The sequence below is a fragment of the Streptomyces sp. NPDC033229 genome, from assembly GCF_055576875.1.
In genome coordinates this window covers 125,743-140,153 of sequence record NZ_JBVIQR010000004.1, presented here as the reverse complement: position 1 = coordinate 140,153, position 14,411 = coordinate 125,743, and the positions used below count along the sequence as shown (strand labels likewise).

The 14,411-nt window shown below is 69.6% G+C and carries 17 protein-coding genes; 15 read left to right on the top strand and 2 right to left on the bottom strand.

Annotation, left to right across the window (positions count from 1 at the left end; translation table 11 throughout):
• Positions 1-139 precede the first annotated feature (139 nt).
• Together ACZ53N_RS05550 and ACZ53N_RS05545 are read right to left on the bottom strand one after the other, a co-directional pair.
• The gene (locus ACZ53N_RS05550; protein WP_469139659.1) at positions 140-838 is read right to left on the bottom strand and encodes an HAD family hydrolase; all 699 of its coding nucleotides are present in this window, start codon (positions 836-838) and stop codon (positions 140-142) included.
• On the bottom strand, positions 828-1,694 hold the full coding sequence (locus ACZ53N_RS05545; RefSeq protein ID WP_469139658.1) for a winged helix-turn-helix domain-containing protein: 867 nt from the start codon (positions 1,692-1,694) through the stop codon (positions 828-830). The genes ACZ53N_RS05550 and ACZ53N_RS05545 overlap by 11 nt, the downstream gene beginning before the upstream one ends.
• A gap of 615 nt (positions 1,695-2,309) precedes the next feature.
• On the opposite strand from ACZ53N_RS05545, the gene ACZ53N_RS05540 reads away from it, so the two are divergent.
• From ACZ53N_RS05540 to ACZ53N_RS05470, 15 genes are all read left to right on the top strand, one after another.
• Entirely contained in the window at positions 2,310-2,558 is a 249-nt protein-coding gene (locus tag ACZ53N_RS05540; RefSeq protein ID WP_469139657.1) for a hypothetical protein, read from the top strand.
• A gap of 71 nt (positions 2,559-2,629) precedes the next feature.
• Positions 2,630-3,094 carry a transcriptional regulator gene (locus tag ACZ53N_RS05535; RefSeq protein WP_469139656.1) on the top strand — a complete coding sequence of 155 codons (465 nt, stop codon included), beginning with the start codon at positions 2,630-2,632 and terminating at the stop codon, positions 3,092-3,094.
• 89 nt (positions 3,095-3,183) lie between these two features.
• Complete coding sequence (locus tag ACZ53N_RS05530) at positions 3,184-3,438, top strand: DUF6284 family protein (protein WP_469139655.1); 255 nt, start codon at positions 3,184-3,186, stop codon at positions 3,436-3,438.
• Entirely contained in the window at positions 3,435-4,718 is a 1,284-nt protein-coding gene (locus ACZ53N_RS05525) for a hypothetical protein (RefSeq protein ID WP_469139654.1), read from the top strand. Before ACZ53N_RS05530 ends, ACZ53N_RS05525 begins: the two co-directional genes overlap by 4 nt.
• Before the next feature lie 172 nt (positions 4,719-4,890).
• Entirely contained in the window at positions 4,891-5,127 is a 237-nt protein-coding gene (locus ACZ53N_RS05520) for a hypothetical protein (RefSeq protein WP_469139653.1), read from the top strand.
• 28 nt (positions 5,128-5,155) lie between these two features.
• Positions 5,156-5,479: a hypothetical protein gene (locus ACZ53N_RS05515; RefSeq protein WP_469139652.1), complete on the top strand. Its 324-nt coding sequence runs from the start codon at positions 5,156-5,158 to the stop codon at positions 5,477-5,479.
• Positions 5,480-5,567: 88 nt separating this feature from the next.
• On the top strand, positions 5,568-7,697 hold the full coding sequence (locus ACZ53N_RS05510; RefSeq protein WP_469139651.1) for an ATP-binding protein: 2,130 nt from the start codon (positions 5,568-5,570) through the stop codon (positions 7,695-7,697).
• A gap of 212 nt (positions 7,698-7,909) precedes the next feature.
• Positions 7,910-8,377: a hypothetical protein gene (locus ACZ53N_RS05505; protein ID WP_469139650.1), complete on the top strand. Its 468-nt coding sequence runs from the start codon at positions 7,910-7,912 to the stop codon at positions 8,375-8,377.
• A gap of 15 nt (positions 8,378-8,392) precedes the next feature.
• The gene (locus tag ACZ53N_RS05500) at positions 8,393-8,722 is read left to right on the top strand and encodes a hypothetical protein (protein WP_469139649.1); all 330 of its coding nucleotides are present in this window, start codon (positions 8,393-8,395) and stop codon (positions 8,720-8,722) included.
• A gap of 21 nt (positions 8,723-8,743) precedes the next feature.
• Positions 8,744-9,208, top strand: coding sequence for a hypothetical protein (locus tag ACZ53N_RS05495; protein ID WP_469139648.1), 465 nt, complete (start codon positions 8,744-8,746; stop codon positions 9,206-9,208).
• A gap of 88 nt (positions 9,209-9,296) precedes the next feature.
• Positions 9,297-9,983, top strand: a complete 687-nt coding sequence (locus ACZ53N_RS05490) for a DNA methylase (RefSeq protein ID WP_469139647.1) — start codon at positions 9,297-9,299, stop codon at positions 9,981-9,983.
• Positions 9,980-10,819 (top strand): bifunctional DNA primase/polymerase, encoded by an 840-nt coding sequence (locus ACZ53N_RS05485; protein WP_469139646.1) that lies wholly within the window; start codon positions 9,980-9,982, stop codon positions 10,817-10,819. The genes ACZ53N_RS05490 and ACZ53N_RS05485 overlap by 4 nt, the downstream gene beginning before the upstream one ends.
• Before the next feature lie 2 nt (positions 10,820-10,821).
• Entirely contained in the window at positions 10,822-12,297 is a 1,476-nt protein-coding gene (locus ACZ53N_RS05480) for an ATP-binding protein (protein WP_469139645.1), read from the top strand.
• Between the two features lie 436 nt (positions 12,298-12,733).
• Entirely contained in the window at positions 12,734-12,934 is a 201-nt protein-coding gene (locus ACZ53N_RS05475; protein ID WP_365380085.1) for a helix-turn-helix domain-containing protein, read from the top strand.
• Positions 12,935-12,996: 62 nt separating this feature from the next.
• The gene (locus ACZ53N_RS05470) at positions 12,997-14,406 is read left to right on the top strand and encodes a tyrosine-type recombinase/integrase (protein WP_469139644.1); all 1,410 of its coding nucleotides are present in this window, start codon (positions 12,997-12,999) and stop codon (positions 14,404-14,406) included.
• Positions 14,407-14,411: the final 5 nt, after the last annotated feature.

Sequence of the window (14,411 nt, the reverse complement as noted above, 5' to 3'; positions counted from 1 at the left end):
GTTCCACGGTAGTCCGAGGACGTCCGCGACGGACGCTGCGGTGCAGCTCAAGCCGTGTGCCACACCTTGGTGGACGACGGTGGACGAGCACGGATCGGGCTGCAATTGAGACCGCAACTGAGACCGGGCCCCGCCTGGCTCACCCGTAGGGAGTCGACGCCAACGCAAGGGCTACGGCGGCCATGTCGGTGACGACCGCATTCGCCCCCGCCTCAGTCAGGGCCAGATTCTTGCCCGGCTTGTTGGCGTACCCAATGGCCATCGCGTCGGCTGCGTCCGCCGCCTCGACGTCCGTCACGGAATCACCAATGAGCGTGCAGTGCTCGGGCGCGACGCCGAGTCGCTGCGCGGCCAGCAAGAGCGAGTGTGGGGCGGGCTTCATCAGATCCGGTCGATAGGCGGCCCGTCCGACGACCTCATGCACCAGGTGCCCTAGGTCGTGCCTGGACAGGAATTCGCGGACGCACTCCTTGGAGTTGTTGCTGACCACAGCAACCTTCCGACCCGATGAGTGAGCGGCTTCCAGAGCTTCCACGGCCCCGGAGATCGGCGCCCCCGCCACCTTGATGGCTGCGACTTCGGCGGATGTCAGAGCATCCTCAATGCCCCTGAGCACAGATTCGCCGCCCTGGGGCGCCAGGCGCAGGATCTCCATCGGGTCATCCATTGCACGAACCTTGCCGCCGAGATTCGCATCCAGGCTGGCCACGGCCCTCGCCAGGTCCATGGCTACCCCATGCGCGGGCAGACCCGCGAACACGTCGCAGACAGGCCCGTCGAAGTCGAACAGGACGGCTCGGGTGGCTCCGAGAACCTCCGCGAGGGTGCTACTTCCCATCCGGGTCAAAGTCCCTTCCGATGGTCTCCCACACGCTGTCGAACCACATGCGTGCCTGATTCACCTGCTGGGCCCCACTGGACGATTCGCCCTCGTTCAGCGAGTAGTGGAACAGGGTGGCGTCGGCCCCCACGAAGTCGTAGATCTCTATGGCTTCGCCCTGGGTGATGACCTTGTTCGGCCGGATCGGGTAGTAGCCGAAGAAGGCGTCCGCCTGGTTGATCACGTAGAGCTTGAAGAACTGCGTCCCACTGTGGACACGCACGCTGACCTTCGCGTCACTGACCAGCCCAAGCACGCTGAGCTCGCGCAGCGTGTTGGAGATGCTTCGGGTGAAGCTGACCATCATGTCGTGCATGCGGGCCCGTAGACGCGGATCGTCGGCGCCATCCTCGCGCCTGACAGGTGCGGCCTGGGGGACTGACATGTCCGGCACCAGGATGCGGATGTTGATACTCGACGGGGTCAGGCGCCCGATGCGGATCTTATCGATCGGTTCCTGAAGCGCCCCGTGCAGCGTCTCGCTGGAGAACCCCGCGAAGTCGATCGACACCGTCTGACTGGCGAAAGCTTGCTCCACGTACGGGCGAAGGCCCGCCGGCCGTTCCGTGCGGTTCCGTACGTACACGCCGCTGCCCTTGCGGGAGACGATCAGCCCTTCGTCCTCCAGCTCACGGAGGGCGCGCTGGATGGTCGCTCGGGCGAATCCGTACGCCTCCGTCAACTCCTTCTGCGACGGGATCTTGTCGCCGGGACCCAACTTCCGGGTCCGAATGGCGGCGCTGAGACCGCTCGCCACCTGCTCGTACGGCGGCCGGTCGTCGTCCGGGTCCAAGGGTTCAGGCGTGAACGTCATGCCGTCGATGCTACGACCTCCTCCAGCAATCAGGACAGCCAAGACAGTCAGGTGTTGACGTGGCTAGCCAGGATGGCTACGTTATTCCCATCGGAACCGGGCTAGCCAGGTTGGTCAGGTCGGGTCCAGTGAGCACTGCCAGGAACCACGCCCATCAGTACTTGGTGAGTCCCGCGTAAACGGGAGCCCTGACCAGGGGTTACCGCGCTCATCGAGAAACTGCCGGCCTTTGAGAACTGAACAGCGAGCGAATCGACGGGGTGTGAGTCCCCGTCCCCGTGGCGGCCCGGGTGACGGCCGCCGGCGGCCCCTTCCCTGCGTGTCAGCCCTGGAGAACAGCCTTGGGGATCAGCCCTCCTTTTCGGGAGGTCACCCCCGTGTCTGCCACCTGATGCGCGCCGCCCTGCTGGCGTCAGAGCAGCGACGATGACGCACCGATTCCGGCTCGGGTCCGGCGCTCCGTGGCAACGGGGCGCCGGCGAAGCCGGCCGGTTGCCTCCTCCGCCCGTCCGGCCCCTTTTTGCGGTCGTACGGGCGGGGTTGAGGGGAGCCGGATCCTCCGGCCTCTGCCTAGGGCCTAGCCCGAAGTGGTGCCATTCCCAGAGGGGTTCAGTCATGAACAAGCGCTTCAACGACGCCTTCCGCAACCACGGCACCGTGCACGGCGGTCAGCACATGACCGTTCACAACCGGTTGGACGGCAGCAGCGTCACGACGTCGACTCAGAACGGTGAGACGACCAAGGTCGTCACGGACGCCGACGGCAACGAGCACATCACCTACGCCGACGGCACCACCCACACCCGCTACAGCAACCCCGCCGACGTGTTCGCCGCCATCGAGCGGGCGCGGAAGAACCGCTGACCACCCCCGGGGGCGACCCCTGCCGGTCGCCCCCGGGCCTTTCGTTCCTCCGCCGACCGAGAGGTACCACCGTGGACACGTTCGCCCCTGTTTTCATCGCTCTCTACGTCGCCCACAGCGTGGGTGACCACTGGGTGCAGACCTCGCACCAGGCAGCCACCAAGGGCCGCCCGGGCTGGCCCGGACGCCTGGCCGACGCCCGCCACGTGGCGACGCTGACGACCACCAAGGTGGTCCTGCTGCTGCCGGTCGTGGCCTTACTCGGACTGCGCGTGTCGGCCCTGGGCCTGGTCGCCGGGCTCGGAGTCGACGCCATCTCGCACTGGTGGGCCGACCGCCGCTCCACGCTCGCCTGGCTGGCCAAGGTCACCCGGCAGAGCGAGTTCTACGCACTCGGCACGCCGGCGCACCCCGCGGGCCCCGTCACCGCTGAGGGGAAGCCCGCCGCCCACCTGGGCACCGGCGCCTACGCACTCGATCAGAGCTGGCACCACGCGTGGCTGCTCGTCGCCGCGCTGATCATCGCCACCGTCTGAAATCCCTGCTCAATCCATGAACGGCGCGGCCCCGGTGCTCGAACACCGGGGCCGCTGTTGGGCCGTTCCTCGCGAAGGGAGCTCGACCCATGAAGTTCATCGTCACTGTTCAAGAGGCTGTTACCGCGTTCGAGCCCTGGCTTGAGCCGACGAACGCGGAACTGGACGCCATCGAGCGCGAGATGCCCGTCGTCCGGGCGGAAGTCGAGTTGCTGGACGCCCAGATCATCACCTTGGACCGGGCGCCGTCCGAGCTGGACGAACGCCGCATCCGCCGGGCCCGGCGACGGGTCCTGGCCGCCCGCCGGGCACTGGCCAACCAGGACGCCGGTGAAGCGGCGTGAACCCGCCTACCGACTACCGGGCGGAGCGGCGCGCGGACGACGCCGCCAGGGCCGAACAGCGGCGTCTGGACGCTCGGGCCGCCGATGAGCGGCGGGCGGAGCGCGAGCGGACTGCGGATGAGCGGGCCGAGCGGCTGCGCGAGCAGCGCCGTGCCGAACGAGCGCGACGCCGTGCTGAGCGGGCCGAGCACCGGGGGCAGGCCCTCACGCCCCGGAACGTGTACCGCACCGGCACGCTGGCTCTGGTGGTGGCGTCCGGGTTGGCATCGTTGCCCGCGCAGATCCTGCACTTCGTGCACATCTCGCCGATGCTGCTGCCGATGCCCTTCTCTCTGGAGGGTGCGGCGTGGGTGATGGCGGCCGGTGTGGCCTACGCCGACGAGCGGAAGTTGTCCGGCGGGGTGCGGTGGCTACTGCGGGCGTTCGTCCTGGCCGCCGCAGGGTTCGCCGCCGCCATCAACTACACCTACGGCGTCGGGCTGGGCCTGGCCGCCGGTGACGCACGGGTCGCCGGGGTGGGGCTGGCCGCCGTGACGCTGCTCGGCCCCTTGCTCTTCGAGATCCGCCAGTGGGTCTGCACCCTCGCCGCCCACGAGGACGACGGGGATGGGCGCGAGCGACGTCGGCACTCCCGGGCCCGGCGGTGGCACCACCGGCCCGTGGTCCGGATCGCCAACCGGCTCATGTCCGCAGCACCGCACGGCAGCGTGGCTTACGAGGACGCATGGACCCGCGCCTGGCAGATCCACACCGGTACGACCGAGCCGGGCATGACCCCCGGCCTTCACCGCCGGGCGGTCGCCTCCGCCGCCGACCTGGCCGCCGCGCTCAAGCCGCCGACCTCGGAGACGAATGCGGAGGAAAAGGAGGAAGTCGGGATGGATCGGTCTACCTCTGACCTGGAAGAGTCGGCTCACGGGCCCATGGAGCAGTCGGCCGACCCGTCGGCCTTCGAACTGGCCCCGGGACCGGAGTCGGACGCCGATCCGGTACCGCTCGTCTCCGTGCCTGTCCGTGCTGCGGTGGCTGCTGAGTCTGCCCGGCCCCGTCGGGCGACCGGTCGGGTCCCGGAGGTCGCCCGCAGCCCCCGGCCGACGCGGACGGCTGACGAGCTGCTCGATGAGGCGCGGTCGGTCACGGCCGACTGGCCCGACACGGCTCTGACGGCTGACGCGATCCGTAAGGCGGTCCGCACGTCTGCGGACAAGGCCCGGGGCCTGCGTGACACGCTCCGCGCCGAACGCGCCGCCGCTCCGGAAGGGGCGGAGGCGAGCGCCTGATGCCGTCACCCGGGACGTGCTCCGACTCGGTCGGCACCGGCTTCGGCATCCCGGCCTACCCGTGGCGCCTGGCGCCCGACGGCTACGCCACCCGCCGGTAGCTCCGGGCCCTGGGCCTACCCCGAGGAACAGCGCACCGCCTGAACACACCGAGATCACCGGGAGATTCGCCGTGACCACCCAGACCCAGCACCTCGCCCCGGTCGTACAGCGACAGGGCAGCCACTTCTTCGTGCTGACCCTCAAACGGGCCGGCCACAGCCTCACGCAGAGCGGCACCTACACCCCGCCCCCGGGAACGACGCGCGAGGACGCCTTCACCCAGATTCACGCGGCAATGGTCAACGCCCACCCCGACATGCGCACCGCCGTGATCGCGTTTTTCGCTCTTGAGCCCAACCAGCTCTGACCACCGGCCGATGAGGAAGGGAGCCGCTGTGAAGCCGTCATACACCCCGGCCGAGAAGCGCGAACGCACCTGGCTCATGGTCCGCACCTCGAAGCAGGCCCTCGCTGACGCGGTCGACCCGCGCCTTGAGGCCCGCCTCGACGCGATCGAAAATCGCGCCCTTGAGCGGGCGCAGCGTGAGGCCGATGCCCTGTGGTGGCGGCTGGAGGCCGCGAAGAACGCGGCTGCGGACGCCCGCGCCGCTGAGCGCACCGCCCCCCGGGCCGACAAGGCGGCGGCGCGGCAGGCCGTGAAGGACGCGCGCATGAAGGTGCAGCGCATTCAGCGCGAGGTCGACCGCCACGGTCGATGATCTCGCCCCCGGGGCGGCCGTCCCGGCCAAGGAACCAGGCCGCCCCGGGGCCCCTATCCGCTCATCCGCAGGACGGGAGGACCCCAGCATGCCCGAGAACACCGGCAACGTCGTCCAGCTCTTCAAAGACCCGCCCGCCCCGACCGGCACCATCCCCAGCCCCGCATCCCCTACGGCGGAACCGGAGGCCAAACAGGCCCCCCAGGTGGCACGTTGGGTGCGCACCGGGCGGGCGGTGCGCCGTGTGGCGACGCATGATCGTACGAAGACGGCCGGTCGTACGGTGGTGCGGCACGGCATGTACGTCGTCGGCGGGACCCGGATCGTGGCCCGCCGCACCTGGGACGGCCGCACCGCCGCCCGCTACGAACGCATGCTCCGCGCCGCCGAAGCCGCCGGCCAATACGAAGCGGCCGTGGAGTGGGAGGAGCGCGGTCAGCGCTTCCGGGCCGCCCGGCACCAGCGGCGCATGGACCTGCTGACGGCCCCCGTACGTCTCGCCAAGGGCGCCGCGGCTGGCGCCGGGCTGACCGCCGGTGGGCTGCTGCTGCTCGGCATCGTCCTGGCCGTCGCCAACAAGGACTTCACGGACGTCGCTACGCCGACCATGGCGTTGATCGAGCTGATCCGGTGGGCCGTCCTGATCGTCTCCGTGGTGTGGGGGCCGCTGGTCACCGTAGGCCCGTGGCTGGCCGTCCTCGCCCTGTGGGGTGTGGGCAGGCACGGGCAGGCAGCTCCGCAGTGGACCCTGCCCGTGAAGGACCGCGACCACGCCGGTGCCCCGATCACCCCGTCTATCGTGGTCACCGCCCTGCGAGACCTCGGTATCCCCTCGCTGCGGGGCGCCATCAAGGAGATGGGCGATGCCGGGGCGGCAATGCTCGGGCCGATCCGCATCGCCGGATGCGGCGTCGAAGTCGACGTGACCCTGCCTTCCGGGGTGTCGACCGAGGAGGTCCAGAACCGGCGGCGCAAGCTCGCCGAGAACCTGGCCCGGCACGAGCACGAGGTGTTCATCACCATCCCAGAGGCGGCCCGCACGGTCCGCCTGTGGATCGCCGACAGCGGCGCTCTGGACGAGCCGATCGGCCCCTCCCCGCTGGTCGTCGACCCGGACGTGACCGCGAACTACAAGACCGGCCGAGCCCCGTGGGGCCACGACCTGCGCGGTGACGTTGCCCTGGTCAGCCTCTACCAGCGGCACTTGCTCACGACCGGTCTGTCCAACCAGGGCAAGACCGCAGCCCTACGGGCCCTGGCCCTGTGGCTCGCCCTCGATAAGTCCGTGGAGTTCTGGATCGGCGACCTCAAGGGCGTCGGCGACTGGAACATGTTCGACGGTCTCGCCACCGTCCTCATCCAAGGGCCGACAGATGACCACGTCATCGACGTCACGGAGATGGCGGAGCGGGGCGTAGCCGAGATGGAGCGCCGTCTCCTCGCGCCGGCCGGGACGCAGTTCGACCCGCTGGTCATCATCGTCGACGAAGCGCAGGTCGCGTTCATGTGCCCGGCAGTCGGCGAGGACAAGCGGCCCTACGGCGGCACCAAGGCCACGTCCCGGTACTTCATGGCGACCCGCAAGATTCACAACCAGGGCCGAGCGGTGAACGTGACCCTGTGGCAGGGCACGCAGGACCCCACCGACCAGAACCTCCCCAAGCTCGTCCGTGAGGGCGCGCACATCCGCGCTTCGCTGGTGTTGGGCACCGAGGCGCAGGCCAAGATGGCGCTGGGAGCCAAGGCCGTCGACGGCGGGGCCGCCCCGCACAAGCTCCGCCAGGGCCTGGACAAGGGCACCCTGGTCGTGGCCGGCGACGGAGTCCAGCTCGCCCCCGGACAGTCGTCCACCACGATCCGCACGCACTACATCGACGGCGACCAAGCAACCGAAATCGCCGACCGGGCCAAGGCCATGCGCTCCGGCGTCACGACCCTGACCACGGTGACCACGGACGAGCCCATCGATCCGCTCACCGACATCGCCCACGTGGTCGGCACCGCCCCGCGCGTGCTCACCCAGGACGTCCTCCAACGCCTGGCCGTCCACAACCCCGGCACGTACGGGCAGTGGACGTTCGCTGATCTCAAGCGCGTGCTGGAGGGCACCGGCGCGGAGGCATACAAGTCCGACGGCCGCATGGTCATCGGTCGCGACCGTCTCACCACGGCCCTCGCCGAACGCGACGCCGACGGCGCGGAAGCCCGCGCGGAGTAGAGGGAGCGGGCGGGGGCCGGCGCAGGGAGACAGGGAGAACTCCCTGAGCCCCTCCCTGCCCCGCCTCCCTGGCCCTGACCAGCACAGATGACCTGCCAGGGAGGCAGGGAGGCGCCCCGCGAACCCCATGGAAAACGGGCCCAGAGCGCCTCCCTCAGCCCCTGCCCGCGCCTCCCTGAACCGCCTACGAACTCACCGGAAGGACACCGCGCATGAGCCCTACGGAGCCCCGGCACGGCCGGTACGAAACGGCCGTGGAAGTCCACCACCCGACCCCACTCGTCCCCGCCCAGACCGCACACCTCATGCCCACGGTGACGGGCGGCGCCCCGGCGGTGCAGAGCATCGTCCTGCCCGACGGCCGGATCATCACCGGCTACGCCCTGACCCCGGCACCCGTCCCGGTGACGGCGCCTTCGGAGCACCGCCCGGCCATCTCCCGCACGGCGGTAAACGTCGCCCTGGGCGGCATCGGATTCGGCGCCGTGTGCGGCGGGCTGGTCCTGCTCACCACGTTCATCGCCGCCCTCGCAGCCTTCATCCACCAACTGATCATCCTTGCCGCCGTCATCTTCGGCGGCTGGATCGCCGTCCAGATCCTCAGCCACAACCCCAAGGGCGGCGCCACCACGGTCAACATCCGCAAAGCCATCTTCAAGCGCAACCGCTTCCACGGCTGAAAGGACGGCTACCGCATGTACCGCCGCTTACTCGCCCGGCACCGCCTTGAGCTCCGCTACTGGTCTCTGTGGATCTCGCACAACCGCAACGGCCGCGAGACCGGCCCCCGCCCGATTCTGGCCCTCCACCGACTGCCCGACCCGCACTGCACCAACTGCGACGGCAGCGGCCAAGTGATGAGCGGCATCCCCGGCGCGGACGAACCGGACTACGACGACTGCGACTGCGCCCCTTTCCTGCCCCTCGCATGGATTTGGCTCCCCAACCCCCCGCGCTGGGCCCGACGACTCCTCACGGCGCGCCGCCGCCGACAGGGCGCCTACTCCGACGAACCGCCGTTCTAACCCCGAGCCGAGAGGCGAACCATGTTCAAGATCCGCGTCATCTGCGACACCCCGGACGCCCCCCAGGTCATCCGGGCTCTGTCCCGGGCCTTCACCACCAGGCCCGTACGCCCGCAGCCCACCCGCTGCGGCACCCGCACCCGCCTGTACATCACCGCCGACCACCGCCCCGAGAACGGGGGGCGGCCGACACCGGACGCCGCGTACGCCACGGCCCCGAGCATCGTCAGCGAGATCGGATGGGTCGCCAAGCAGGCAGCCAACAGGCCGTTCGGCACCCGGATGGGGCGGGAGTTCTGGCTCCGTAAAGCAGCGGTCCTGGACCGCATCGCCCTCACGCACGACACCGACGGGCTTCCCAGTGACGCGAATGAGGCCGCGACCGAAGCGGCCTTGCGACTGATGGACCTGGACGACACCGAGTCCATTAGCGACCCACGCGACTACGTCCGCCAGCAGTACATCCGCTGGCACGCCGACCAGTAGCTGTTCCCGGGGCGGCCGCTCCCTCTCGCCAAAGAAGCGCGACCGCCCCGGTTCTGCACCGTTCCCGAAGGAACAGGAGAACCCCAGCATGACCCAACACGCCCTCCTACGACGATCCCGCCCGCGAGTTCTGGACGCGTGCTGCGGTGCCGGCGGCGCTGCGGTCGGTTATCACCGGGCCGGGTTCGATGTCCTCGGTGTCGACATCGCGCCGCAGCCGAACTACCCCTTCCCCTTCGTGCAGGCCGACGCGGTGGAGTTCGTGCGCGAGCACGGCGCGGACTTCGACTTCATCCACTCCTCGTGGCCCTGCCAGCACCACACCGCGCTGACCAAGGGCACGAACAAGGGCCGGGAATACCCGGACCTCATCCCCGCCGGCCGGGCAGCGATGGAGTCCATCGGGCGGCCGTGGGTGATCGAGAACGTCATGCCCGCCCCGATCCGCCGCGACTTCGTCCTGTGCGGCGAGATGTTCGGCCTCGGCGTCACTCGGCACCGCAAGTTCGAGACGTCCGGCTGGTCGTTCACCTCGCCCGTTCATCTCCCGCACCGGGGCCGTACCCGCGGCTACCGGCACGGCCGGTACTACGACGGCCCCTACTACCCCGTCTACGGCGACGGCGGCGGCAAGGGCACCGTCACGGAATGGCAGACCGCGATGGGCATCGACTGGACGGACGTCCGGAAGGAGATCGCCGAGGCGATCCCGCCCGCCTACACCCAATGGATCGCCACCCAGTACCTGGCCACCTGTGGGAGGGCCGCCGCATGAACGAGCTGTTGAACACCGCGCTGGAGCTGGCCGGGGCCGGTGTGCCGGTGCTGCCTCTACGGGAAGGAAAGGTGCCGTTCGGCAATTGCCGCGGGTGTGCCAGGAACGTCTGCGGCGGCCGGCCGAACATGAAGAACGCGGGCACCTGCCAGTGCCCCGCCGTCTGCCACGCCTGGGCAGCCGCCACCACCGACCCCCGCGTCCTCACCTCCCCGGCATGGGCACCGGTGTGGCGACAGGCCGTGGCCGTCGCCTACCACCCCGCCGGGGCCGGGCTGACCGTGGTCGACCTCGACACCCCGGCGGCCGTCGCATGGGCACACGAGACCCTGCCGCCCACCCGGACGGTGGCCACGACACGCGGGGAGCACTGGATCTACCAGGGCACCATGCGCTCTGCGAACGCCGTCCGCGATGGTGTCGACATCAAGTCCACGATGGCCTACGTGCGATGGCGCGGGCAGGGCACCGGCACCATTTCGGCATTGCCGGCGGTCGTCCGCGCGCTGGCCAGGAGAGGCGCCTCCACGGGTCGGCCTGCGCCGCAGGCCAGCACCGTGCCCGCACCGATCGGTGGCGGGGAGTGCCGCCACCGCACGCCCGCCTACCTCGAGCGCGGCATCTGCATGGCCGAGCAGCGCATCACCGAGGCCCGTAGCGCGGTCCACACGACGGTGTACCGCACCTTCCTCGCCGTGCTGGCCACGCACGGCCGGTGCGGCTGCCTCACCGATGCCCACGTGACGCGGCTGTTCACGGCCGCGCAGGCCAAGGGGGAATCCCCGCGGCACTGCACCGACGCGTGGACCAACGCCCGCAGCACACTGGGGGTGTAGCCGTGTCCGACGACGAGAAGACCCCGGCCCGCGAGATCATCACCGGCTACGCACAGCAGAATTTCCGGTACTTCCGCACCGCCGACGGCGCGGTGTACGCCCAGAAGAACGGCCACCCCGTGGCCCGCCCGATCCGCTCCCAGGGCACCTCGGGAAGCCACCGCCAGGAACTCATGGTCGGCCTCTACGCCGACGGGCGCGGCGTGTTCACCGGGACCGCCCTCAAGGAGGCGTTGGACTTGATCGAAGCACTTGCCATGAGCCAGCCGGTGCAGCCCGTACACATCCGGGTCGCCCCCGGATTCGACGGCGCCACGTGGCTCGACCTGGGCCGCAACGACGGACAGTCCGTCCGCATCCACCCCACCGGCTGGGACATCACCACCCCCGACCCGCAGGAAGTGTGCTGGCGGCGCACCCAACTCACCGGCGAACTCCCCCTGCCCGCCAAGGACACCGACGGCAAAAGCATCGACCTCCTCCTAAGGCTGTGCAACTTCGCCAACGCGGCAACCGAGTGCCTGGCCATCGCCTGGCTCATCGGCTGTCTCGGACCGTCCGTGCCCGTCCCCGCCCCCTTCCTCACCGGCCCCCAGGGCGCGGGCAAGTCCACCGGCGGCCGGATGCTCGTACGGATCATCGAGGGCATGAGCGGCGACCTACGCCGGGCGCCGCGAGATGAGGAGAACCTGATCGCGGCCGTGGCCGCCGGGTGGGTCACCGCGCTCGATAACCTCTCCCACCTCGCCCCGGACCTGTCGGATGCCATGTGCTGCATCGTGACGGGGGCCGAGACCGTCAAGCGGGCCCTATACACCGACGGCGACGTCGTACGGGCCCGCTACCGTCGCCCCCTGCTCCTGACCGGCATCGACGTCGGCGTCATCCGGCCCGACCTCGCCGAACGCCTGCTCCCGCTCCGTCTGGAGCGGCCCCGTGTTCGGCGGACCGAAGCGGAGCTTTGGGCGGAGTACGAAGAGATCCTGCCGGTTGTGCTCGGCTCCCTCCTCGATCTCACCGTCAAGGTTCGCGCCGCTGACGCGGTCAGCCCGGCCGACCTGCGCATGGCGGACTTCGCGCACCTGTGCGCGCAGCTCGATGCGGCGACCGGTCTCGGTGCGCTGAGCGCCTACCGGGCCAGCCTGGACGACCTCAATGACGATGTCATCGAGGGTGACCTTCTCGCCCAGACCGTTCTGCAGCACGCCGCCGGCCTCGACGCCGGCGCAGAGGTGCGGATGACGTCGGCCGAGTGGCTGCACTGCCTCACCGGCCTCTACAGCGGGGAGGAGTGCCGTCCCCTGCCCAAGGGCTGGCCCACCACCGGCAAAGTCCTCTCCGACCGCCTCAAACGACTCCAACCGACCCTCGCCGCACGCGGCGTCCTCATCGACTGGGGCCGCACCAGTGCCGCCCGCTACATCGAGATGACCCGGCCCACCGCTCCGCCCCCGCCCCAACAGGAAGCGGCGTTCTGACCCACCCGAACAAGCAAGAGGAGCACGCCCCGCCCGGGGTGCTCCTCTTGCTGTTCCGGCGGCTTGCCGCCCTGCGCAAGGCGCGCCGCGGAGCGGCTCCTTCTTCACGCCTTGGGGCACCGCACCACCACAGACACCCCTTCTTGTCCTAAGAAGAGAGACGCTGCGTCACCCGCGTCACCACCGGCCACAAGACCGCCCCTGACCACCGGCAACAGCAGTGACGCAGACGGCCCGAACTCGCGTCATCCGGCGTCACCAGCGTCACAGGTGACAGAGACCGCCCCGTCCCTGTGACACACCCCGGGCGGCCTACGTCACCAAAAACCCGCAGGTCAAACCCCCAAATGACGGGGGTGACGCAATGACGCAGAAATCCACGCTTCGGACAGTACAGACCACGGCACCCGAGAGTCCCCGCCTAGGAGGCCCCTCAATGAACACCTCGCCACGGCCCTCGGATCAGTTGCAGTACACCGTCAAGGAAGCCGCAGACGTGCTGCGGTTCGGCCGCTCCACCGTCTACGAGCTGATGGAGGAGGGCGCGTTGAAGTACGTGAAGCGTGGGCGTTCTCGGCGCATTCGACGGTGCGACCTGGAGGCGTACGTCGCGAACCTCGCCCCGCTACCCAACTGACCTGAGCACCGCCGAGGCGCCCCGAGCATCCTGCTTGGGGCGCCTCTCGCATGGAGGAGCGCATGAGCCCACGCAAGCCCAATCTGGAGTCGTCCATCTACTTCGGCACCGACGGTTGGTGGCACGGCCGCGTCACGATGGGCGTGAAGAACGACGGAAGTCCCGATCGCCGTCATCGCCGCGCCAAGACCGAGACCGAGATCAAGCGCAGGGTGCGGGATTTGGAGCGTCAGCGCGACCAGGGCCGCGCGCCCGCTGCGGGCCGGAAGCCGACCGTCGCGAAGTGGATGGAGACCTACCTCACTGACATCGCGAGTCTGACGCTCAAGCCGCGCTCTCTGGACGACTACTGGTCCAAAACCCGCAACGACATCATCCCGGGCGTCGGTCAGCACCGGATCGACAAGTTGCAGCCGGAGCATCTGGAGCGGATGTACCGGGCACTGCTCGATGCCGGGCATGCCCCATCTCACGTGGTCAAGGTGCACCGCATCCTGTCCCGCGCTCTGAAAATTGCCCATCGGCGCCGCCTTGTCGGGGAGAACGTCGCCACGCTCGTGGATCCCCCGAGCGTCGACGAGACGGAGGCCAACCCGTTCACCAAGGAGGAGGCCAAGGCATTCCTCGAAGCTGCCGCGAAGCGGCCCACCTTCATGCGGTGGATCGTGGGCGTCGGCATGGGGTTTCGGCAGGGTGAGACCCTCGGTCTGCGCTGGCCGTACGTAGACCTGGAGGCGGAGCTGTTCCACCCTGAGTGGCAGCTCCAGCGCCTCACGTGGCGCCATGGCTGCGGGGAGCCGCACGCCTGCGGCGCGCGCCTCCATCGCTTCGGTCCCTGTCCGCCGGGCTGCACCACGCACAAGGGCTACAAGCGCGGCTGCCCGAAGCCATGCACCAAGGCGTGCACGAGACACGCGAGTGCCTGTCCCGAGCGCAAGGAGGGCGGCCTCGTCTTCACTCGGCCCAAGACCAAGAAGAGCCGGAACGCCGTCCCGATCCCCCCCGTGTTCGTCCCGTTCCTGCACGACCACAGGGCTACGCAGGAAGAGATGCGAGCCGCAGCCGGCGAGCTGTGGCAGGAACACGGCGTCGTGTTCTCACGGCCGGACGGACGCCCGCTCGACCCGCGCGCCGACTACGAGGAGTTCAAGGAGCTGCTCGCAGAAGCCGGGATCGACGACCGTCGTCTCTACGACGGAAGCCGCCACACGGCCGGCACGATCCTGAACGAACTCGGCGTCGACATGCCCACCATCATGGAGATCCTTCGGCACACCCAGATCAGCCAGACCCGGCGGTATGTGAAGGGCAGGTCTGACCTGTCGAAGGAGGCGATGCGGCGCATGGGCGAGTTCTTCGCCCTTACAGGCCCGGCCACCGATGAGGGGCCCACCGAGACCGGAACTGAGACCAGAACTGAGACCGTGGACAGCAAGACGGCCCGTGCCCGACGTCGGCGCCGCATCCGTTAAAAGCA

Bases quoted from the DNA above. Each gene is read 5' to 3' on its own strand.
- ACZ53N_RS05475 (WP_365380085.1), top strand. From the start codon at position 12,734: ATGAACACCTCGCCACGGCCCTCGGATCAGTTGCAGTACACCGTCAAG.
- ACZ53N_RS05500 (WP_469139649.1), top strand. From the start codon at position 8,393: ATGTACCGCCGCTTACTCGCCCGGCACCGCCTTGAGCTCCGCTACTGG.
- ACZ53N_RS05485 (WP_469139646.1), top strand. From the start codon at position 9,980: ATGAACGAGCTGTTGAACACCGCGCTGGAGCTGGCCGGGGCCGGTGTG.
- ACZ53N_RS05540 (WP_469139657.1), top strand. From the start codon at position 2,310: ATGAACAAGCGCTTCAACGACGCCTTCCGCAACCACGGCACCGTGCAC.
- ACZ53N_RS05470 (WP_469139644.1), top strand. From the start codon at position 12,997: ATGAGCCCACGCAAGCCCAATCTGGAGTCGTCCATCTACTTCGGCACC.
- ACZ53N_RS05510 (WP_469139651.1), top strand. From the start codon at position 5,568: ATGCCCGAGAACACCGGCAACGTCGTCCAGCTCTTCAAAGACCCGCCC.
- ACZ53N_RS05545 (WP_469139658.1), bottom strand. From the start codon at position 1,694: ATGACGTTCACGCCTGAACCCTTGGACCCGGACGACGACCGGCCGCCG.
- ACZ53N_RS05495 (WP_469139648.1), top strand. From the start codon at position 8,744: ATGTTCAAGATCCGCGTCATCTGCGACACCCCGGACGCCCCCCAGGTC.
- ACZ53N_RS05505 (WP_469139650.1), top strand. From the start codon at position 7,910: ATGAGCCCTACGGAGCCCCGGCACGGCCGGTACGAAACGGCCGTGGAA.
- ACZ53N_RS05490 (WP_469139647.1), top strand. From the start codon at position 9,297: ATGACCCAACACGCCCTCCTACGACGATCCCGCCCGCGAGTTCTGGAC.
- ACZ53N_RS05530 (WP_469139655.1), top strand. From the start codon at position 3,184: ATGAAGTTCATCGTCACTGTTCAAGAGGCTGTTACCGCGTTCGAGCCC.
- ACZ53N_RS05550 (WP_469139659.1), bottom strand. From the start codon at position 838: ATGGGAAGTAGCACCCTCGCGGAGGTTCTCGGAGCCACCCGAGCCGTC.